Raw genomic sequence first — 21,299 nt, forward strand, 5'->3', positions numbered from 1 at the left:
AGTGAGCCGAAAAAAAATTCTTATTCTCGCCGAGTATATCGGCGAGAACCATAATTCAACTGCTTATTATTGGTCGCAAATTGTAAAGAGGTTGGGATTAGTATACGACGTAGTTCTTATTACACCCGATACAGTTCATGCTAGGGATTTTTCTGAAAATTATTCAGTTGAAACACGATATGTGAAATTGGCTAAACACAACAAAAATAGCCTTTTCTCTAGACTTAAAGGCCAGTTGGGTCAGACAATATCGTTTATTCGTAGTGTCAAGTTAGAAATAAGAAGTGTGGATTTGGTATTTTCTGGGACTAATCCAATAATAACAATGTTTGGATTGGCTTTATTAAAACTGGTCAAGCCTTTTAAGTGGTTGGTATTGGTTCATGATGTTTTTCCTAATAATCTAGTTCCAGCAGAAATTCTCAATAAATCTAGTTTACCCTACCGTCTGTTGACCACCTTGTCAAAAAGTGTCTATTCTTCACCTGAGAGCTTAATATGTATTGGTCGAGATATGAAGGAGTTATTAGATGAGAAGGTTGGCAAGGGAAGTAATATTGAGTTTATACCAAACTGGGCATCAACAGAACGAATCACAGAGCTATCTAAGAAAGATAATGAAATAATTACTGATCTCGGTTGGCAGGATAATGTAGTATTTCAGTTCTTTGGTAATATGGGGCGGTTACAAGGAGTTGACAAATTATTGGAAGCTATTGAAAACACTAAATGTGAAAATAGTCGTTTTTTATTTATTGGTTGTGGTTCAGAAGTTAAAAAAGTCCGGGGGGTAGCTCATAAAATAAATTCAGAAGTCGGTTATGAACGAATTCATTATTATGGTAATTTGGATTTAGAGAAGAACAACTTGGGTTTGAATGCTTGTGATGTCGCGCTAGTGACGTTGGCGTCAGGTATGTTCGGATTGGGGGTGCCTAGTAAAGCATATTTTTCTATGGCGGCTAATAAGCCTATTATCTACGTTGGCGATAAAGATTCGGAGCTAGAACGCCTCCTTTCAGAATTTAATCTTGGATGGTATTGCAATAATGACAAAGTTCCAGAACTGGCGCCACTCATTGATCGAGTGTCAAAGTTGAATTGTTCGGAAAGGATGCCTCAAACCAGAAAGATATTAGAATCTACTTTCTCTGAGGAACAGGCATTAAATGCCATAGCTAATCAAGTTGCGAAAACGGTAATGTTATGAACGTTCTATTGACGGGTTCTACGGGCTTTATTGGAAAAAACATTGCTTCTTTAGGAAGTATACATAGACATGTTGTTCGTGAGGGTGAACAGCATAACTATCAATCATTTTTTACTATTGATAGTTTAGATGCAAAGACAGATTGGGTAGGTGCTTTTGATGGTATTGATGTCGTTATCCATTTAGCTGGATTAGCACATTCAAATAGTTTTACTTCTATTGATTATGAAAACGTGAATGTTTTGGGGGCATTGCGCTTAGCTCGTGAGGCATCTAAGCATGGTGTTCAACGTTTTGTATTTGTTAGCTCTATTGGTGTAAATGGTACATATACGAACAAGTTGCCATTTACAGTGGATTCAACAGTTAATCCACATAATACGTATGCTCAATCCAAATACGAAGCAGAACTCGAGCTTAAGAAAATTGCTGAGGAATTAGGGCTGGAAGTGGTGATTGTTAGACCTACTTTAGTGTACGGGCCGTGCGCCCCAGGTAACTTTGGTATGCTTACTAAATTAGTTGAAAAACTACCATTTTTGCCATTTAGTCTAGTAAGTAATAGACGCGACTTTATTGCCGTACAAAATTTAGCAGACTTACTTTTGACATGTGCAGTTCATCCTAATGCACCAGGAAATACTTTTTTGGCGAGTGATAATGAAACCGTATCAATCAAAGAGTTCACCGATGCAATTGCTGAAGGGTTAGGAAAGACAATCTTTCAGTTTCCTGTGCCTACAAGTGTCATGCGTCTGTTTGCGAAATCAATTGGAAAGTCTTCAATGGTTGAGCAGTTATTAGGTGACCTTGAAGTTGACTCTTCCAATTTGAAGGAAATACTTGGCTGGACACCACCTTTTACTATGAAACAGGCAATGTCGTCATTGCAAACGTTGAGAAAACAAGAAAAATGATACGATTACTAGACTTTATCGCAGCCTTTATAGGCTTATTGCTTTTATGGCCTATTTTATTAACTGTTATTATTGTGGGTATGTTCGATACAGGGGCTCCTATTTTTATCCAAGAGCGTGTTGGTCGTAATAAGAAGCCATTCAAGTTAATTAAGTTTCGGACGATGACTGTCGAGACAAAATCAGTTGCCAGTCATTTAGCTGACACTTCGTCGATCACAAAGATAGGTGTTTTTTTGCGAAAAACAAAGATCGATGAGCTTCCGCAACTTATTAATGTTCTTAGAGGTGAAATGAGCTTGGTAGGGCCTAGGCCTAATTTGTTTAATCAAGAGGAGCTAATCAAAGAACGTGATGCATACAGTGTGTATGATGTGTTACCTGGTATCACTGGTTTAGCGCAGGTGCAAAACATTGATATGTCGACGCCGAAACTATTAGCTAAAACTGATAGGGAAATGATAGATGTGCTGACAATTAAAGAATACTTCAAGTATATTATTATGACCGTCACTGGTGGTGGCTCAGGTGATGCCGTTAAATAATTAATAGGGTTGAACTCATATTTTTCTGTATGGTTCTGATTTATGAGGTTTTTCCTTTTTGAGCATTAACGTACTAAACTTTTGAAAACGCGAGGCTTCGATATTTACATTGTGCTATTGTAAACGTAAACTGCACTAGTTAAGCGTTTGACGGCGTCTAATTCCATTCCTGTTCCAATTTTTGTCGTTGGCTTTCACATTATTGGTCATGCTGTCTTATACCAATCGGTAGGTGGAAATATGAACTGTGATTTTCCTTGTAATGGTAAGTATCCAATTTTTTACATGTAAAGGCTTGTTATTAAAATAGTGTATAAGGTAAGCTATTTTAAAAATTTGCGTATTGGTTGCTCCATATTTATTATTAAACTTCAGGTGCAATATTTGACCTGTTATATAGTGATTGGAAATATGTAAATACCTCTCCATTCAGTTGACCTTTTGTAAAGAAATACATCTTAAATATTAATAAGATCCTATCAATACTAAATATAAAGTTGTGTTAGAGAATATAAAAATGAAAATAGCGATAGCAGGTACGGGCTATGTTGGCCTATCCAATGCGATGTTACTCTCGCAAAATCACCAAGTCATTGCGGTTGATATAATCGAAGAAAAAGTAGAGATGCTAAATAATAAGCAATCCCCCATTGTTGATGCGGAAATTACAGATTTCCTCAGCAATAAATCGCTTAATTTCATCGCGACACTCGATAAAGAGTTAGCCTATTCCAATGCTGAATACGTTATCATCGCTACGCCTACTGATTATGATGTTGAAACTAACTACTTTAATACCTCTTCAGTTGAAGCGGTAATTAAAGATGTGATGGCGATTAACCCAAATGCGGTGATGGTGATCAAGTCGACCGTACCTGTGGGTTATACCGCGCGTATTAAACAAGTGCTAGAATGTGAAAACCTCATGTTTTCTCCTGAGTTCTTGCGTGAAGGTAAGGCCTTATACGACAACCTGCATCCATCACGTATTGTGGTGGGTGAGCGCTCCGAGCGTGCACAAGTTTTTGCGAACTTGTTGTTAGAAGGCGCAATTAAAAAAGACGTTGAGATTTTGTTCACTGATTCAACCGAAGCTGAAGCAGTGAAACTGTTCTCTAATACCTACTTAGCACTCCGTGTTGCATACTTTAATGAACTAGACACTTATGCCGAATCTCACGGGTTAGATACGCGTCAAATTATCGATGGTGTTAGTTTAGACCCTCGTATTGGTTCGCATTATAATAACCCTTCATTTGGTTATGGTGGTTACTGCTTACCAAAAGATACTAAGCAACTGCGTGCTAACTATTCGGATGTACCAAATAATATTATTGGAGCGATTGTGGATTCTAATACCACACGTAAAGATTTTATTGCCGATTCGATTATTAAAAGAAACCCGAGACGCGTTGGTATTTACCGATTAGTGATGAAATCAGGCTCTGACAACTTCCGTGCTTCAAGCATTCAAGGCATTATGAAACGCTTGAAGGCAAAAGGTATTGAGGTTGTAGTGTTTGAACCAGAGTTGAAAGAGAAAGAGTTCTTCCGCTCATTAGTGTTAACGGATTTTGAGCAGTTTAAGTCAAGCTGTGATGTGATTGTCTCAAACCGCATGGCCCAAGAACTTGCGGATGTTAAAGACAAAGTGTACACGCGCGATCTATTCGGTTCAGATTAAGGAAGAAATTATGAAATATTTGGTAACGGGTGCGGCGGGTTTTATCGGTAGTGCCGTAGTCGAGCAATTAACAGCGAAAGGCCATCAGGTTGTCGGTGTCGATAACCTGAATGACTATTACGATGTCGCATTGAAAGAAGCACGCTTGGGTCGCATCCAACATGACGACTTTAAATTGATTCATTTGGATATCGCTGATCGTGATGGCGTAGCTAACTTGTTCGAAGTGGAGCAATTTGACCAAGTGATTCACTTGGCTGCGCAAGCGGGGGTTCGCTATTCCATTGAAAACCCACATGCCTACGCAGATTCAAATTTAGTCGGTCATTTGAATATTCTGGAAGGGTGTCGTCACAATAAAGTGAAGCACTTGGTTTATGCTTCTTCAAGTTCAGTATACGGGTTGAATGCTAAAACACCGTTTGCAACGTCAGATTCGGTGGATCACCCCGTTTCATTGTATGCTGCGACTAAGAAGTCGAACGAACTCATGGCGCATAGCTACTCTCACCTATACGATATTCCGACCACAGGCCTGCGATTCTTTACTGTGTACGGCTCGTGGGGACGTCCAGATATGGCACCGTTTATTTTCACTAAGAAGATCCTTGATGGCGATACCATTGATATCAACAACAATGGTGATATGTGGCGTGATTTCACCCACGTAAACGATATTGTTGAGGGGGTAGTACGTATCGCTGATGTGGTGCCAACGCGTGATAACGACTGGACAGTAGAAGCGGGTTCTCCAGCAACCAGTTCTGCGCCTTATGCGGTGTATAACATTGGTCATGGCTCACCAATCAACTTGATGGATTTTGTGAAGGCAATTGAAGACGAGCTAGGCGTTGAAGCGAAGAAAAACTTCAGAGAAATGCAACCTGGTGATGTATACCAAACGTATGCGGACACACAAGATTTATTTGTAGCGACAGGTTATACACCGAAGGTAACAGTTAAAGAAGGAGTCGCTGAATTTATTCAGTGGTACCGCGAGTTCTACGGCAAGTAAGATAATTCCTAGTTCTTAGAGTTAATTCTTCTCTTTTCGTCCTTTGTTCTTATAATCATTGGCTTAGTGGTTTGAGAGTCTCAGGCATGAGAGCATTGTGCGTGTAAACTCTCTTCTTCGTTGGTCTAAAATACCCCAATAGGCTAAAGTTTTTTAAGCAATCGGGGCTTTTTTACCAATAACAAATTAAAGCGCGAATTAAATATTCGGGTTATCTTTTGCAAGTTCTCTTTGCTAATTTAAATAATGTTCAACACATCCCACTCATGCAGTCTTTGTGGTTTATTAAATACTCATAAATAAGAATAACTTTATGCAACGTCTAAACTTCATATGGCACCTTTCTCGTTTTAAAAAGCGGGTTATTAGTGTTTCTATTGATGCTTTACTCATTATATTTGCTCTGCACATTGCGTTGTGGACAAGGCTAGGCGATTTCCAATTTTTGAATGATGGCGACAACTTATTACTGACAGGCTTAACAGTAATAATGACGGTGCTTATTTTTACTAAATTAGGGCTTTATCGCGCAGTACTTAGGTATCTCACCTTTCAAGCGCTGTTTGTGGTAACGGCAGGCGCAATATTGTCGGCAATATCTTTGGCTCTGTTTGCGTATTACCTGCAAGAACCAGTCCCTCGTACGGTGCCTATTATTTACGGTGCTTACTTAGCTTTGTTATGTGGCGGCTCTCGTTTGGTGGTTCGCAACCTTGTCGCGACGACGTCGAAAGATTCACGTCAAGAAGTATTAATTTACGGTGCGGGCTCAGGCGGCCGACAGTTGGCTGTCGCGTTAAGAGCGTCTGAAAACTATCGAGTACGCGCGTTCATTGATGAAGATAAAACGCTCACCAATACGATGATTTTGGGTTTGCCCGTTATTGTATTAGACAAAGCGGAAAGGTTGATTGAGAAGCACGATGTTTCTAAAATCTTGCTCGCGATCCCAAGCGCTTCTCGCGCTCGCCGTAAGCAAGTATTGGATTTGCTGGCGCAGCTGCCCGTTGAGATTCAAACCGTTCCTGAAATGGCGGATATTGTGTCAGGTAAAGCAAAAATTGATGAGCTTACCGATGTACCTATTGAAGATTTGCTCGGTCGTGATGCAGTTGCACCTCAGCAAGCTCTGATGGAAGCCAACATCAAAGGCAAAGTGGTGATGGTGACCGGTGCTGGCGGCTCTATTGGTTCTGAACTTTGTCGTCAGATCCTTAAACAACAACCTAAAACATTAGTGTTGTTTGAAGTGTCTGAATTTGGCTTGTACCAAATTGATCGTGAGCTTTCTTTAGTTAAAGAAACCAAAGGTTACGATGTTGAAATCGTGCCTTTACTAGGCTCGGTGCAGCGTTCGCATCGCTTGTTAACCTCAATGCAATCTTTTGGTGTCCAAACGGTTTATCATGCTGCGGCTTATAAACACGTTCCTCTAGTCGAGTACAACGTGATAGAAGGCGTACGTAACAATGTTTACGGGACTTACTATACGGCTAAAGCGGCGATTGAAGCGGGTGTTGAATCGTTTGTGCTTATCTCGACAGATAAAGCGGTACGCCCAACTAACGTGATGGGCACCACCAAGCGTATGGCGGAATTAGGCCTGCAAGCTTTGGCTGAGCAAGAGAACCAAAAAGAGCACGGTACACGTTTCTGTATGGTTCGCTTTGGCAATGTACTTGGCTCGTCTGGCTCGGTTATTCCTCTGTTTAAAAGGCAGATTAAAGCCGGTGGCCCACTTACTGTTACCCACCGCGATATTACCCGTTTCTTTATGACCATCCCTGAAGCGGCGCAGCTGGTTATTCAGGCGGGCGCTATGGGTAAAGGCGGTGATGTGTTTGTTCTTGATATGGGCGAATCGGTCAAAATCACAGACCTTGCAGCAAACTTGATCAACCTTTCAGGCCTTTCTGTTAAGAATGAAGAGAACCCTCATGGTGATATTGAAATCCAGTTCTCCGGCCTGCGCCCTGGTGAGAAGCTCTATGAAGAGTTATTGATTGGCGATAATGTATCCCCAACCGCTCATGAGCGAATCATGACGGCACAAGAAGTGTTCTTACCGATTAATGAATATGACACGCTACTTGAATCTTTGGATTTTGCTTGTCATAACCTACAACATGATGCGATTCGCCAGCTTCTTCTCGATGCACCAACCGGGTTTAAGCCGACAGATGGGATAGGGGATTTGGTTTGGAATGCTGCTCAGAACCAAGAAGAGCTCCTTCTAGAGCCTAGAGCCTAGAACCGATATTGGGTTCGGTTATTTGAATTATGACCTTCCGTTAGCGTGTTTTTTACACAATTCTTTCGAAGGTGTTCTGTTTATTGTCCATAATTACTATGAGCTTTAATAGCGATATGAGGCAGTAATCATGATAATAGATATTTCATCTAATCAAGAAATTGAAGAAAGTTTGGATCAAATATTGTGGGATGATTTTAGCTTTCAATATGTTACCAACAAAACCACAGTGATAGAGCAACCAGCAGTGCATGATCTAAAATCACAGGACGATGATGAAGAGCATGACACTGAGATTAATCTTCTAAACTGAAGAGTCGTGAGGCTACCGTTGTTCCGCTTTTTCAATATGGATGGTGGGGATATAAGTATTCATATCCCTACTTTACTCCCTTCTAAAATGACGCTTTTTTTCACATTCGATCATCCTACCTGCGCCCTTTCTTGATCTTCCACTACAGTTTTGACTGTAAACTGTAGTAAAATTACGCTAATTTGTTTTTATACCGATTTATTTTGAATTGAACGAGGTCAGTCCTATGTCAGCTAAGAAGCCAATGGCTCTAGTGATCCTTGACGGTTACGGTTACCGTGAAGACAACCAAGACAACGCTATCGCGAACGCTAAGACTCCAGTTTTAGACGGTCTTATTGCTAACCAACCTAACACGCTAATCTCGGCTTCTGGCTTAGATGTAGGCCTACCTGATGGCCAAATGGGTAACTCTGAAGTGGGTCACACCAACATTGGTGCGGGTCGCGTGGTATACCAAGATCTTACTCGTATTACTAAGTCAATTTCAGATGGTGAGTTCGGCCAAACTGAAACGCTGGTTAACGCTATCGATAAAGCGGTGAAAGCTGAGAAAGCGGTTCACATCATGGGCCTTATGTCTCCAGGTGGCGTTCACTCTCATGAAGATCACATCTACGCAGCTGTTGAAATGGCAGCAGAGCGTGGCGCAGAGAAAATCTACCTACACGCATTCCTAGACGGTCGTGATACACCGCCACGTAGCGCAGAAAACACACTTGCACGCTTTCAAGCGTTGTTCGCTAAGCTAGGTAAAGGCCGTGTGGCTTCGCTTATTGGTCGTTACTACGCAATGGACCGTGATAACAACTGGGATCGCGTTCAAGAATCTTACGACCTGCTGACTCAAGCAAAAGCAGAGTTCACATTCGACACTGCAGTAGCTGGCCTAGAAGCGGCTTACGCTCGTGATGAAAACGATGAGTTTGTAAAAGCGACTGAAATCAAAGCAGAAGGCGAAGAGTCTGCCGCTATTGTAGATGGCGATGCAGTTATCTTCATGAACTACCGTGCTGACCGTGCTCGTGAAATTACACGTGCATTCGTTCCTGATTTCGATGGTTTTGCTCGTAACGTATTCCCAGCGATCGATTTCGTTATGCTGACTCAATACGCAGCAGACATCCCGCTTCTATGTGCATTCCCACCGGCTTCTCTAGAGAACACTTACGGTGAATGGCTATCGAAGGAAGGTAAAACGCAGCTACGTATCTCTGAAACAGAGAAATACGCGCACGTGACTTTCTTCTTCAACGGCGGTAAAGAAGACGAGTTCGAAGGCGAAGAGCGTCAGCTTGTTGCGTCTCCAAAAGTAGCAACGTACGACCTACAGCCAGAAATGAGCGCACCAGAGCTAACTGAAAAGCTTGTTGCAGCAATCAAAGGCGGCAAATACGACGCTATCGTGTGTAACTTCCCTAACTGTGACATGGTTGGCCACACTGGCGTTTATGATGCAGCGGTTAAAGCGGTAGAGTCTCTAGACGAATGTCTTGGTAAAGTGGTTGAAGCAATCAAAGAAGCTGACGGCCAACTGCTAATCACAGCGGACCACGGTAACGCAGAAATGATGGTTAACCCAGAAACGGGCGGCATCCACACGGCGCACACGAACCTACCAGTGCCACTTATCTACGTGGGCAGCAAAGACGTTGAGTTCAAAGAGGGCGGTAAGCTGTCTGACTTAGCACCAACGATGCTTTCTCTGTCTGGTATCGCAATCCCGGCAGAAATGTCAGGTGATGTGATCGTTAAATAGTCAGTAGTTAAATAGTTGTTTGGCTCAGCGGCTCACGTTGAGCTTTAACGATTTTGAAAGCCCGCACTTCAAAGTGCGGGCTTTTTTATAGATGTGAGATACGAGTAAGCGAGATGAGAAGAGCTTAAGAACGGATGCGTGATGTGAGATACGGGTAAACGAGTAGCGAAGAGCTTAAGGACAGGTATTGGGTAAGAAAAACATGCAGAGGGGAACAGAAGGACACGACCTTAAACAAAAGACGAAAAGAACGGCCTTGATAAATATCGAAAGAGTGACATTTCTTGAATGATTAGGTAGCTTAAGGCTCATACTATACTTGTCTTTTACCTTATATTTAGGCTGTTTATATGAACTCAAACCCAGACCGTTGGAAGCAACGACTGCAAAACTTAATGAAAGCGCAGCAAAGGCTTGAGAGAGCGTGCTCACAAGATAGCTACAATGAGTTAGAGCTCGCTGGGTTAGTACAAACTTTTGAATTTTCTTTCGAACTGACATGGAAGACCCTTAAAGACTTACTTGAGTTTGAAGGGTTTGATGTGGCTTCGCCGAGGAGCGTTTTTCGTACGGCCTTAGAAGCTAAGCACCTGTCTTCGGAGCAGTGTGAGATTATGCTTGAAGCACTCATAAAACGAAATTTATTGTCCCACACCTATGATGAGGAAAATGTCCTTGAAGCTCAGTCACTGATCTTAGAGTCATTTTCACCAGTGATAGGGCAAGTCACACTCTATTTAAAGCTTAAATGTGATCAAGAGGGTCAATGCGAACAAGAGGTTAAATGTGATCGATAGTTATTTGGTTAAACCAGACTCGGTCGGCCTTAAGCCTCATCAGTATCAGCTGATTGAGGATATTGTTTTGAGTCATGCCGCAGTCATTCATGCCTGGGTATTCGGTTCTAGAGCCCTTGGAACTTATAAAGATAACTCCGACATCGATATTGTTATCGAGGGGCATGGGATTTCGTTAAGTGTCGTCGCAGGCTTGCAAGATCGTTTAGAACAGTCGTCGCTTCCATTCAAGGTTGACTTGCTCGTTAAGCATAGAATTACATCAAGCGAGTTACTTGCCCATATTGACACTTATGGGATTAAACTAAAGTAACCCAACGTATTATTATCAGCGTAACGGTGATGTTGATTCTTGAACCGATTGTTTACGTTTTGCCAGTTTATCTCGAATCTGAGTACCTGAATTGACTCGGTCATGTTTTTTATCATCAATAGAAAACGATAATAGTTTCATTAGCGCTATAGCTCCATCTCTACGCTTTCGATCTTCATAAGATTCAATCGTATCAGTGGACATTACCATCACCTCTTTGTATGAAATTTTAAATATAGACTATATGTTGTCTGGTGATAATGGCGCTTCTTGATGGCGAAATTTTATATTATTGATCTAGTGAGATAAGGTTTACTTCTTTTTATTTAAGATCGAACGCTCAAAATCTAACAACCACTCTTTGCGATTCATACCGCCGGTGTAGCCGGTTAATGTTCCATTCGCGCCGATGACTCTATGGCAAGGCACAACAATACTAAATGGGTTCTTGCCATTTGCACCACCCACAGCTCTTACTGCTTTTGGGTTGTCCATTCTCTTTGCTTGTTCACCGTAACTGATGGTTTCGCCATAAGGAATGGTTGTTAAAGCTTGCCAAGCTACTTTTTGAAAGTCAGTGCCTTTTATCGCTCTTAATGGCAAATCGAATTCTATTCGATGACCTGCGAAGTACTCATCTAACTGTTTCGCTGCCAGTTGGCAAAGGTCATCTGGATTGCTAATCATTAGCTCTTCGTGATTTACATGGTCAATTTCAATAAGCGACACACCATTGCTAACAATGATCATCTTGCCAATTGGTGCGTCATAGAACATTTTGTAAGTGGTGTCTTCCATGTCATCTTCCTTTTTTTAGTCTTTTTCTGCTCTCAAGCTCTTCGAATCTCGTAACTGCTCTTAAGCTCTTAAATCTTTTCGCATCACGGTTACTCGCATCTCGTATCTGCTCTTATATCTTTTCGCATCCCGCATCTGCTTTACCCCTTACACGAAGCGCAAACAAGTACCCTGAAATACCGCCGACAATGTTCCCCAAGGCTAAGCCTATAAACAGCCCTTCGACACCATCAATTTGGCTGCCTATCCAAGCGAATGGCAAGGTAAAGACAAACAAACGCATGAAGCTCCATTGAAAGGCTTTGAGTGGTTGATGCATGGCATTCATCCCACTGATCAGCATCATCACAATGCCTTGGAATCCATAGCTAAAGGGCACGACTAACAGGTAATGCCACAATATGCCTCGGACGGATTCTTCTTGAGAGAACAGGGCAGCCAAAGGAATGCTCAACGGCACCATCATTAAGAAAATCAAACCTTGGAACATCACAGCAAAACGCATACTCAGAAACAGTGCCTTAAAACTGCGTTGTGGGTTGTTTGCGCCAAAGTTCTGCGCCATGAAAGGCGTAAGCGCCGAAGTAAGAGACATCAACACAATGATAAGAATGGACTCGATACGTTGCGCTGCGCCATACGCCGCCACGGCTTCAGTCCCTTGTTTGGCCAGCATCATCATGATGATAGCGCCAGCAAGTGGGTTCAGAGCGTTAGACAAAGCCGCTGGGGTGCCTATTTTTAAGATCTGTCGCCAGTCACTGACGATGTTTGTCAGCTTAGGCGGCGCAAGCAGTTTTTCTCGCACCATCAATACGTAGAGTGAGCCACACAAAGCACCAAACCAACTGAAACCACTGGCGATGGCAGCACCTTGAATCCCCAGTTCAGGAAAAGGCCCATACCCGAAGATGAGTAGCGGATCTAAAACGCCATTGATAAGGCCAGCCAGTAGCATAATCTTGGCGGGTGTTTTAGTATCGCCGCTGGCACGAATGGCGCTGTTGCCTGCCATGGGGATGACCAAAAATGGGATCGCGAGATACCACACCGACATGTATTCCGATATCAGCGGCAACAACTCTTGCTTTGCTCCTAGCAGGGTAAACATAGGTTCTAAGGCGATAATACCTAATGTAGACGCGCAGCCGACCAGAAGCAGAGCCAGCAATAAGCCATGACAGGTAAAGCGTGCTGCATTTTGTGCGCTGCCTTGGCCAAGCAATCGACCGATACATGTCGATAAGCCAATGCCAATCCCCATGGTGATGCAGTTAATCGCAAAGGTAACTGGAAAGGTAAAGCTCACTGCTGCAAGTGCTTGTGTGCCGAGCAGTGAGATAAAGAAGGTATCGACCAAGTTAAACATCAAGATCGCCACCATACCGAATATGGTCGGTATGGTCATGGTACGCAATGTACTCTCAATTGGGGCAGTTAATAGCCCGTGCTTATCTTGCATGCAAAACGCCGATAGAAACCAAAAGCGTAGGATAAACAGATGCGGGATACGAGTAAACGAAAAGCAGGGAAAGATGAGGGGTGAGAATCTGCACTTTAGCTCACAATTTTTCCGTTCCCCCCTTGGGATTCATCACATTGTCCCCAACATATTGTTTGACCCACGCTAATCGTGGCAACTATCAAAATTTAAATGGAAATTATCAGGAGATAAGACCGATGAATATCCGTCCTCTACATGACCGAGTTATCGTTGAGCGCCAAGAAGTTGAATCTAAATCTGCTGGTGGCATCGTTCTAACTGGTTCTGCCGCAGAAAAATCGACTCGCGGTATCATTCTAGCTGTCGGCAAAGGCCGCATTCTAGAAAACGGTTCAGTGCAACCGTTGGACGTAAAAGTTGGCGATACCGTTATCTTTGCTGAAGGTTACGGCACGAAAACTGAAAAAATCGACGGCAAAGAAGTTCTGATTATGTCTGAAAACGACATCATGGCGATCGTCGAGTAATCTATTTTTCATTTAACTCTCAGTAAAAGTTATCAGAGCCAGTATTGGATGATTCATATCGTCATTCCAGAAATGAGGAACGAATTATCTGGAATCTAAACAGAGTGCGATTTGAGTAGATTCTGAATCACGTTCGTCCCTCACTGTTCAGAATGACGCGATAACGCTGAGACGCCCCGAAACAAAGAATTTGAAAGGAAATTAAGATGGCTGCTAAAGACGTTAAATTTGGTAATGACGCACGTATTAAAATGCTAGAAGGTGTAAACGTTCTGGCTGACGCAGTAAAAGTAACGCTAGGTCCTAAAGGCCGTAACGTTGTTCTAGACAAATCATTTGGCGCACCAACGATCACTAAAGATGGTGTTTCAGTTGCACGTGAAATCGAACTTGAAGACAAGTTCCAAAACATGGGCGCGCAAATGGTTAAAGAAGTGGCTTCGCAAGCGAATGACGCAGCGGGCGACGGAACAACAACAGCAACAGTTCTTGCTCAAGCAATCATCACTGAAGGCTTAAAAGCCGTTGCTGCTGGCATGAATCCAATGGATCTTAAGCGCGGTATCGACAAAGCAGTTATCGCTGCAGTTGAAGAGCTAAAAGGCCTTTCTGTTCCATGTGCAGATACAAAAGCTATCGCGCAAGTAGGTACTATCTCTGCGAACTCTGATTCGACAGTAGGTAACATCATTGCTGAAGCGATGGAAAAAGTAGGTCGTGATGGCGTAATCACGGTTGAAGAAGGTCAGGCTCTACAAGACGAGCTAGACGTAGTTGAAGGTATGCAGTTCGACCGTGGTTACCTATCTCCTTACTTCATCAACAACCAAGAAGCGGGTTCTGTTGATCTAGAAAGCCCATTCATTCTTCTTATCGACAAGAAAATTTCGAACATTCGTGAGCTTCTTCCGACTCTAGAAGCTGTAGCAAAAGCATCTCGTCCACTTCTTATCATCGCTGAAGATGTAGAAGGCGAAGCGCTTGCAACTCTAGTTGTGAACAACATGCGTGGCATCGTTAAAGTGGCTGCTGTTAAAGCGCCTGGTTTCGGTGACCGTCGTAAGTCTATGCTGCAAGACATCGCTATCCTAACTGGCGGTACGGTTATCTCTGAAGAGATCGGCCTAGACCTAGAGAAAGTAACGCTAGAAGACCTAGGTCAAGCTAAGCGTGTAACTATCACTAAAGAAAACTCAACCATCATCGATGGCGCGGGCGAAGAAACAATGATCCAAGGTCGTGTTTCTCAAATCCGTCAACAAATCGAAGATGCAACGTCTGACTACGACAAAGAGAAACTTCAAGAGCGCGTAGCTAAGCTAGCTGGCGGTGTTGCAGTAATCAAAGTAGGCGCTGCAACTGAAGTTGAGATGAAAGAGAAGAAAGACCGCGTAGAAGATGCACTTCATGCAACTCGCGCTGCAGTTGAAGAGGGTGTGGTTGCTGGTGGTGGTGTTGCACTTATCCGCGCTGCATCTAAAGTTGCTGGCCTTGAAGGTGACAACGAAGAGCAAAACGTCGGTATCCGTGTTGCACTACGTGCAATGGAAGCGCCTATCCGTCAAATCACGAAGAACGCTGGTGATGAAGAATCAGTGGTTGCTAACAACGTTCGTGCTGGCGAAGGTAACTACGGTTACAACGCGGCGACTGGCGAATACGGCGACATGATTGCAATGGGTATCCTAGATCCAACTAAGGTAACTCGCTCTGCACTTCAGTTCGCAGCGTCAGTTGCTGGTCTTATGATCACAACAGAAGCGATGATCACTGATAAGCCACAAGATTCTGGCCCTGCAATGCCTGATATGGGTGGCATGGGCGGTATGGGTGGCATGGGCGGCATGATGTAATCATCCCCCTTTCTCTATAGCAGAGAAAGTCACACATAAGCTTTAGAAAACGGAGACTTCGGTCTCCGTTTTTTTGCTCTTAAGCCTTATTTATTCGCATCCCGTATCTGTATTTCAGCTTCACCATCACCCTTTTTTCCAAAGCTCCTTGGTCAGCCTGCCTTGTGCGTAAACTGTTGTTCATCAATTTTTTGCAGCATCATGTCACGCTTAAATGGTTTTGGAAGATAATCGTTCATTCCACACTCGAAGCAACGTTTAATATCATCATCGAGCACGGATGCCGTTAAAGCGAGGATATGTGTTGCCTGAAGTTGCAGGTTTTCTTCATAGCGCCTGATTCGCTCTGTTGCCTCAAAGCCATCTACATTCGGCATCATGCAGTCCATCAAGATAAGGCCGATGTCTTGATGATGCTCTTTATATAAATCAATCGCTTCTTGTCCATCATTGGCAACCCAATATTCAATCCCTAACTTATCTAAATTGATACATACCACCTTCTGATTTACGCGGTTATCTTCAACTACGAGGACTTTTTGACGTACAGTCGCTTCTATCGGCTCAGGTTGATGTTGAGGGGGTTGTGGCTGTGACCTTTCAAGCACGGAGTTCAACATGCTACTTAAGCGGGAACCGAGCATAGGAAGAGTCACATAGCCTGAGATAAAATGACACTCACTCATAGGATCACTAAGATTATCTTTCACTATGATGATTTTCACCTCTGGTGCTAAGCGATGCAGTGTTTTGGCTTGGTTAATATCTTCCATCAAAGCGATCTCTGGGAGGTCAGTTGCCGCCAAGTTTGTTTCGATTGATTTTAGTTGTGGTGAGTAACCAAGGCGGAACAAGTCATCGAGTAAAAGTTTCGATGGCGCATCTGAATAATAGACAACGGTTTGTTTACGATTTTTATGTTCAGAATGATCTGATGGCACTACGGTTAATTGGAAATGAAAGCAACTGCCCACGTCTTTCTCTGACTCAACGTTTATCGAGCCTCCCATCATTTCCACCATACGTGACGAAATACTAAGCCCTAATCCGGTCCCCGCAATATTGGAGGTGATGTTGGTATCTTCTTGGCAAAACGCTTTGAAAATGTGCTCTTGTTGGTCTGCTGCGATACCAATACCCGTATCTCGAACAGAAAACTCGACCACACACTCTGTTTCCAATGATGGAAGCCGTTTAGCGGTGAATACGATAGAGCCTTGTTCTGTAAATTTGATCGCATTTGAGGCTAAATTCATCAACACTTGGCGAATTTTATTCCCATCAACATGAATGTACTCTGGGAGCTCGCCATCAATTTCAACTTCCAACTTAATCTGCTTTTGATAAGCTTTAGAAGAAATCAGAGTCACGCTATCAAACAGCAGCTCTCTTAAGTCTGTCGTATGTGGATTAATTTCCAGTTTACCCGATTCAATTTTGGACAGATCGAGAACATCGTTGATCAACATAAGTAAGGTTTGAGAAGAGGTATAGATAGTCCCAAGGCAGTCTTTCTGTTCTGCGGATAGTTTGGTTTCTGCCAGTATTTCTGACATACCAATCACGCCATTAAGCGGTGTCCGTATCTCATGAGACATATTGGCAAGAAAGGCACTTTTTGCGCGGTTTGCTTGTCGTGCTTTCTCTTGTGAAACAATCAATTGAGTTTCAAGTTGACTGGCACGCCACACAACATAAAGCAGCACCAGTAACGTCACCCCTCCTAATGCGGCTGTCGATAAGTAGCTGTACGACTTTATCTGCGTCAGGCTCTCTGCGATCTGCTTGGGTGTTTCGGTGAAAAGTAAGTTGAGCTCATCTTCAACATGATAAATACTGCTGGTGAGTTCTCCTTTGAGGCCGCTATCAGAGCTGTACCCGACACTCTTTAACCCTCGCTGCAATCGCCAAAAGTGGCGTTTAAAATTATTAAACGAAGCTAATGCACTGATCGTTCGGGAATTCTGTTCTATTTCATCTTGGATTTTGAACAATGAATCGACAATCTTATCTAATGTTGTCTGATCAAAATCGGTAAAGAACTGATACATGAGATCTTGTGTTTCTAAAGTCAATTCTTCAAGCTGCACATTATTGGATTCATGTACGAAGCGCTCAAGTGTCAACGCTGCATTTTTTAGTTTCTCAATGAGCCCAATTTGGTCCCTCTTGCCATGTATGCTGACTAACTCAAGGGCTAATAATGTAAAGGCGGTGTGGTACTCGTCGAGATACTCGACAACTTTGGCATAATTAAAAGAAATATTGAGGTCGCTTCGTACGATTTTCCCATCGATCTCAGTCAGCTTTTCGATCAGCTGACTTCGCTTTATATTGAGTTGTTCTTGAATCTCTGGTTGCCTTGTGGAAACAAACTGCTGCTCTTGTCGTCTGACAGAGAGCATAACGCTATAAGCTTCAGAAAGACTGAGCTGGAGATTAATCATGTCCTGCTCTTTGTTCTTCAGAGCATGGCTAACATAGATATAGAGGCCTAAAAATAACACGATAGCCAAAAAACCACGCGAAATAATCGCTTTAATGGTCTGTTTATTCGTAGGTTCCTTAATCATGATATTCCCACTGTTTCATATCGTTCTATTCCTATATTAGAATTTAGTTTATTTTCAGAATTTTACGAACATTAGTTTTTGAATACCTGAGGTCTGTTGAGCTTTTATCAATAAATTTTTTAGGATGACATCGCTTTAGATGCGGCAATAAGTGTGTGGGCTATAAGCTTGTGAAACATGTTGATTTTCTCGCCTAGATTTTTGTTTGGAATAATAAGCGTTAGAGCGGAGGTTTCGGTCTCTGTTTTTTTTGCTTTTCGCATCTCGTTCACTCGAATCCCGCATCTGCTCTTAACCATTGCTCTTTATGATTTAGCGGCTTATATTCAACAGTACAGTTATTACATTGATTTAACATGGGTAGCTGTTGAATAAAGGACAATAAATGCTTGATTAAAAATGGATTAATCAAGTGAACAATAAGTCAGTGGAGACTCCCCAATGAAAAAACTACTTTCAGTACTTGCTGTGTCTGCAGCAGTAATGGCACCGGCGGCATTTGCCTCTTCGCCTGTTATGTTTTCAACGATCAATGGCTTCAACGCACCTGACTCAGATGCTGTTGGCGGTGTGCGCTTGGCTTTACTTCACGGACAAGTGAACGACCTTAAAGGTCTTGATCTTGCTGTTGTTGGTATGTCTGAGACGCAAACGACCACAGGTGTGAACCTGGGTATTTTGGGTGCATCAAAAGTGAACCAAGAAATGACCGGTGCATCTCTAGGTTTCTTCAACTGGAACACGGGTAAAACAACGGGTGTTAACCTTGGTGCTGTGAACATTACTAATGATGTGAAAGGCGCGAACGTGAGTTTCGTCAACTACTCAGAAGGTAACACTATGGTTGATGTTGGCGCTGCGAACCTTTCAGAAGTGTCTACGGTTCAGGTTGGTATCTTCAACAAAACCAACAAAATCGAAGGCGTACAAGTTGGTCTGATCAACTGTGCTGACAACGGTTTCTTCCCGTGCTTCCCGATTGTAAACTTTGCTAAATAAAGCGGTCGTTTAGCCTTTCAACTCCCTATTGGCGAGTTGCTTTTTTAGTAAGGCTTAAAGCTTTCAATGTTTAAACCTATTAACGCCTAAGCCCTTGAGCTTAGGCGTCATTGCTTTCCATTCCATTCCTAACTCACATATCTCAAATGACTCAATAAGCATTCTGTTTTATATTTGCTATTGCAGTATTTTTACTTATAAGTACAATGTGCGATAAATTCCCAACGATGATTTATATGCTTTGATTAATCCCCATACCGTCGATTTTAAAAAGGCTTTCTTAGGCCTTACCGCCAGTTTTTTAGTAGTTTTGAGCTTGTTGCTCGTTGATTCAGCGGAAGAATCAGATAAACAGTATGGAATCGAAAACCAAGGCGTGACACGCTCTTTAGCGGAGCTCACACAGATCATTAATGCGCTTGAGTACAACATCACTGCGCTCTACCCACTGCATGGTGACACCTACGTATTCTCGCATGAGAAAAAGATCGAAGATGAAACGTGCTATTTCACCAGTGAAGAGCAGCATGCCCCTCGCTTTGACTTTATGTTCTCTGGCCCTCGCGAGATGTGCGACCCGAAATCGGACCTTTATACCGAGGCGGGGAAGCGCCTGTTTATCGCGCCGACCATGGCTTATTTGCCAATACCATAGAGACCATCTCTGCGATTTACTTCATTTCGAAAGAGAAGTTTATTATCTCTTCCCCCTCCGATATTGCCCAATATATGAAAGGCGATACGTTTGACTCTGTCGTAAATAGCCGACCATATTGGATTAATACGATTCGCTTTGGCTTAGCTCAAGGCCAAGATCAGGTAGTGTATACCGGCCAATACGATGATTACTTAACAGGTAAGAAAGTGGTGACCTTAACCAAAGGGATCTACGTTAATGGCGAGTTTAAAGGGGTATTGGGTGTCGATGGCTATGTCTCTAACCTCGTATCGAACCCTACCCATGGTTATAAAGTCACCAGTACTCGAGGCGCAAACAAGTACGGGTTTATGGACTTTACCTATTCCAAGCCTCTGTATGTTGATGACATTAACACCCAGTTATATCTGAGTATTGAAGAAGATAAGATCGAGCACTTTCTGCATGTATTGGCGATGGAGAAGATTCAGCTTTCGATACTGTTGGTTTTGTATTTGCTCTCGGTTTTATGGCTATGGCGTTTTTATACAAGACAAGAACACCAGCGTTTGAATGACCTAGCAATGCGCGATCCATTAACGGGCTTACTGAATCGACGTGGCTTTGAAGCTCGATTACTGGCTCAGGATGAACAGCCGATTATTGGTGTTGGCGTGTTTGATATCGATGATTTCAAAGTCGTTAATGATCAGCATGGCCATAAAGTGGGGGACGAGGTGATTTGCCATGTTGCTCGGTTGATGCTGAACAGCGTTAGACAGCAAGATATCGTGGCTCGATTTGGTGGCGAAGAGTTTGTTGTCGCGATTACGGGTGAATCGTCTGAGTTGCTTTCATCGATCTTTGAGCGAATTCAAAACGACATTAGCCTACAGAGTTATCGATGCCCTACGGGTGACAAGATTAGTATCTCAGTGTCTGGTGGCGCGACGCTTTACTCTTTGTATAAGTTCGACAGCGTAGGGCACTTGTGGGAAAACCAGAGTATTCGTTCGTCTGATGAGCAGCTCTATAAGGCAAAGGCTGCGGGTAAGAATCAGGTGTGCATTCAGGTGTATTAAGTTCTCCCAAAATAATGCGAAGCCTAGTCGTTTGACTAGGCTTCTTTGTATCATTGGCATTACCACTAAGGCTATCAAGTGCTGCGCTATTTCTTCACGCGACCTTTTCGCATCCACTTTTGGTGAACGCCACGACGTAAGCTTTGGAAGCTGTTTTCCACTTTATCGACACCAAGCAGAATCACTAGCGCCATTAGCGTGATAATGACCGATTGGGAAAGATGCCCTAGTGCGATCATCATACCTAATGCTGCGAGTACCCAGATAATTGCGGCTGAAGTCACGCCATGAATCTTGCCATCCAGTGTCATCATTACACCAGCCCCAAGAAATCCAACACCCGTAATTATCTGACCAAGCACACGAGCTTGATCGAGTGTGTTGGGGGATAGGCTGATCGCCATGGTGAGGAAGAAATAGGTACCACTGATGATCAGAATCGACGTTCGGATTCCGACGGGTTTACCGCGTGTTTGCCTTTCGATTCCGATTAAAGAACCACACAGCATGCATGCAGCGAGGCCTGCCCAGCTAAAGGGGGCAAGGTTGAGAGTTTGTTCTATAAATTGTGACATATCACCC

Annotated in this window: 18 protein-coding genes and 1 pseudogene; 14 read left to right on the forward strand and 5 right to left on the reverse strand. The window is 43.0% G+C overall.

Annotated elements, in window-relative coordinates; all coding sequences use genetic code 11:
* The first annotated feature begins 1 nt into the window (after window position 1).
* The 10 genes from AB6E54_RS20560 (at window position 2) to AB6E54_RS20605 (ending at window position 10,804) form a co-directional block, all read left to right on the forward strand.
* Window positions 2-1,210: a glycosyltransferase family 4 protein gene (locus AB6E54_RS20560; RefSeq protein WP_372107348.1), complete on the forward strand. Its 1,209-nt coding sequence runs from the start codon at window positions 2-4 to the stop codon at window positions 1,208-1,210.
* Window positions 1,207-2,127: an NAD-dependent epimerase/dehydratase family protein gene (locus tag AB6E54_RS20565; protein WP_372107346.1), complete on the forward strand. Its 921-nt coding sequence runs from the start codon at window positions 1,207-1,209 to the stop codon at window positions 2,125-2,127. Before AB6E54_RS20560 ends, AB6E54_RS20565 begins: the two co-directional genes overlap by 4 nt.
* The gene (locus AB6E54_RS20570) at window positions 2,124-2,672 is read left to right on the forward strand and encodes a sugar transferase (RefSeq protein WP_372107344.1); all 549 of its coding nucleotides are present in this window, start codon (window positions 2,124-2,126) and stop codon (window positions 2,670-2,672) included. The genes AB6E54_RS20565 and AB6E54_RS20570 overlap by 4 nt, the downstream gene beginning before the upstream one ends.
* Before the next feature lie 517 nt (window positions 2,673-3,189).
* A complete protein-coding gene (locus AB6E54_RS20575) occupies window positions 3,190-4,356 on the forward strand; it encodes a nucleotide sugar dehydrogenase (RefSeq protein ID WP_372107342.1) in 1,167 nt (388 codons plus the stop codon).
* Window positions 4,357-4,366: 10 nt separating this feature from the next.
* Window positions 4,367-5,371 (forward strand): NAD-dependent epimerase, encoded by a 1,005-nt coding sequence (locus tag AB6E54_RS20580; protein ID WP_372107340.1) that lies wholly within the window; start codon window positions 4,367-4,369, stop codon window positions 5,369-5,371.
* A gap of 313 nt (window positions 5,372-5,684) precedes the next feature.
* Entirely contained in the window at window positions 5,685-7,622 is a 1,938-nt protein-coding gene (locus AB6E54_RS20585; protein ID WP_372107339.1) for a polysaccharide biosynthesis protein, read from the forward strand.
* A 130-nt stretch (window positions 7,623-7,752) separates the two neighbouring features.
* Window positions 7,753-7,935 (forward strand): hypothetical protein, encoded by a 183-nt coding sequence (locus AB6E54_RS20590; RefSeq protein WP_017063154.1) that lies wholly within the window; start codon window positions 7,753-7,755, stop codon window positions 7,933-7,935.
* Between the two features lie 226 nt (window positions 7,936-8,161).
* Window positions 8,162-9,694, forward strand: coding sequence for a 2,3-bisphosphoglycerate-independent phosphoglycerate mutase (gene gpmM, locus AB6E54_RS20595; protein WP_061019347.1), 1,533 nt, complete (start codon window positions 8,162-8,164; stop codon window positions 9,692-9,694).
* 350 nt (window positions 9,695-10,044) lie between these two features.
* On the forward strand, window positions 10,045-10,491 hold the full coding sequence (locus AB6E54_RS20600; RefSeq protein WP_017093683.1) for an HI0074 family nucleotidyltransferase substrate-binding subunit: 447 nt from the start codon (window positions 10,045-10,047) through the stop codon (window positions 10,489-10,491).
* The gene (locus AB6E54_RS20605) at window positions 10,481-10,804 is read left to right on the forward strand and encodes a nucleotidyltransferase family protein (protein WP_017063157.1); all 324 of its coding nucleotides are present in this window, start codon (window positions 10,481-10,483) and stop codon (window positions 10,802-10,804) included. Before AB6E54_RS20600 ends, AB6E54_RS20605 begins: the two co-directional genes overlap by 11 nt.
* Before the next feature lie 15 nt (window positions 10,805-10,819).
* Here AB6E54_RS20605 and AB6E54_RS20610 read toward each other — a convergent pair whose 3' ends face one another.
* The 3 genes from AB6E54_RS20610 to AB6E54_RS20620 form a co-directional block, all read right to left on the reverse strand.
* Window positions 10,820-11,008 carry a hypothetical protein gene (locus AB6E54_RS20610; RefSeq protein WP_017063158.1) on the reverse strand — a complete coding sequence of 63 codons (189 nt, stop codon included), beginning with the start codon at window positions 11,006-11,008 and terminating at the stop codon, window positions 10,820-10,822.
* A 108-nt stretch (window positions 11,009-11,116) separates the two neighbouring features.
* Complete coding sequence (locus AB6E54_RS20615) at window positions 11,117-11,602, reverse strand: methylated-DNA--[protein]-cysteine S-methyltransferase (protein WP_371725423.1); 486 nt, start codon at window positions 11,600-11,602, stop codon at window positions 11,117-11,119.
* A 112-nt stretch (window positions 11,603-11,714) separates the two neighbouring features.
* Window positions 11,715-13,064: an MATE family efflux transporter gene (locus AB6E54_RS20620; RefSeq protein ID WP_372107337.1), complete on the reverse strand. Its 1,350-nt coding sequence runs from the start codon at window positions 13,062-13,064 to the stop codon at window positions 11,715-11,717.
* 218 nt (window positions 13,065-13,282) lie between these two features.
* Here AB6E54_RS20620 and AB6E54_RS20625 point away from each other — a divergent pair, with 218 nt between their 5' ends.
* Entirely contained in the window at window positions 13,283-13,573 is a 291-nt protein-coding gene (locus tag AB6E54_RS20625) for a co-chaperone GroES (protein ID WP_010433998.1), read from the forward strand.
* 206 nt (window positions 13,574-13,779) lie between these two features.
* Window positions 13,780-15,426 carry a chaperonin GroEL gene (gene groL, locus AB6E54_RS20630; protein WP_372107336.1) on the forward strand — a complete coding sequence of 549 codons (1,647 nt, stop codon included), beginning with the start codon at window positions 13,780-13,782 and terminating at the stop codon, window positions 15,424-15,426.
* A gap of 152 nt (window positions 15,427-15,578) precedes the next feature.
* Here groL and AB6E54_RS20635 read toward each other — a convergent pair whose 3' ends face one another.
* Window positions 15,579-17,999: an ATP-binding protein gene (locus AB6E54_RS20635; protein WP_372107334.1), complete on the reverse strand. Its 2,421-nt coding sequence runs from the start codon at window positions 17,997-17,999 to the stop codon at window positions 15,579-15,581.
* Between the two features lie 441 nt (window positions 18,000-18,440).
* Between AB6E54_RS20635 and AB6E54_RS20640 the strand changes: the two genes are divergently transcribed.
* Window positions 18,441-18,998: a VC2662 family protein gene (locus AB6E54_RS20640; RefSeq protein WP_017061293.1), complete on the forward strand. Its 558-nt coding sequence runs from the start codon at window positions 18,441-18,443 to the stop codon at window positions 18,996-18,998.
* A gap of 241 nt (window positions 18,999-19,239) precedes the next feature.
* Window positions 19,240-20,717, forward strand: a pseudogene (locus tag AB6E54_RS20645) (diguanylate cyclase).
* An 86-nt stretch (window positions 20,718-20,803) separates the two neighbouring features.
* Here AB6E54_RS20645 and AB6E54_RS20650 read toward each other — a convergent pair.
* The gene (locus tag AB6E54_RS20650) at window positions 20,804-21,292 is read right to left on the reverse strand and encodes an MgtC/SapB family protein (RefSeq protein ID WP_004733333.1); all 489 of its coding nucleotides are present in this window, start codon (window positions 21,290-21,292) and stop codon (window positions 20,804-20,806) included.
* Between the last annotated feature and the right edge of the window lie 7 nt (window positions 21,293-21,299).

The organism is Vibrio sp. 10N.247.311.49 (assembly GCF_041467655.1).
In the GTDB taxonomy this organism is placed as follows: Bacteria; Pseudomonadota; Gammaproteobacteria; order Enterobacterales; family Vibrionaceae; genus Vibrio; species Vibrio crassostreae_C.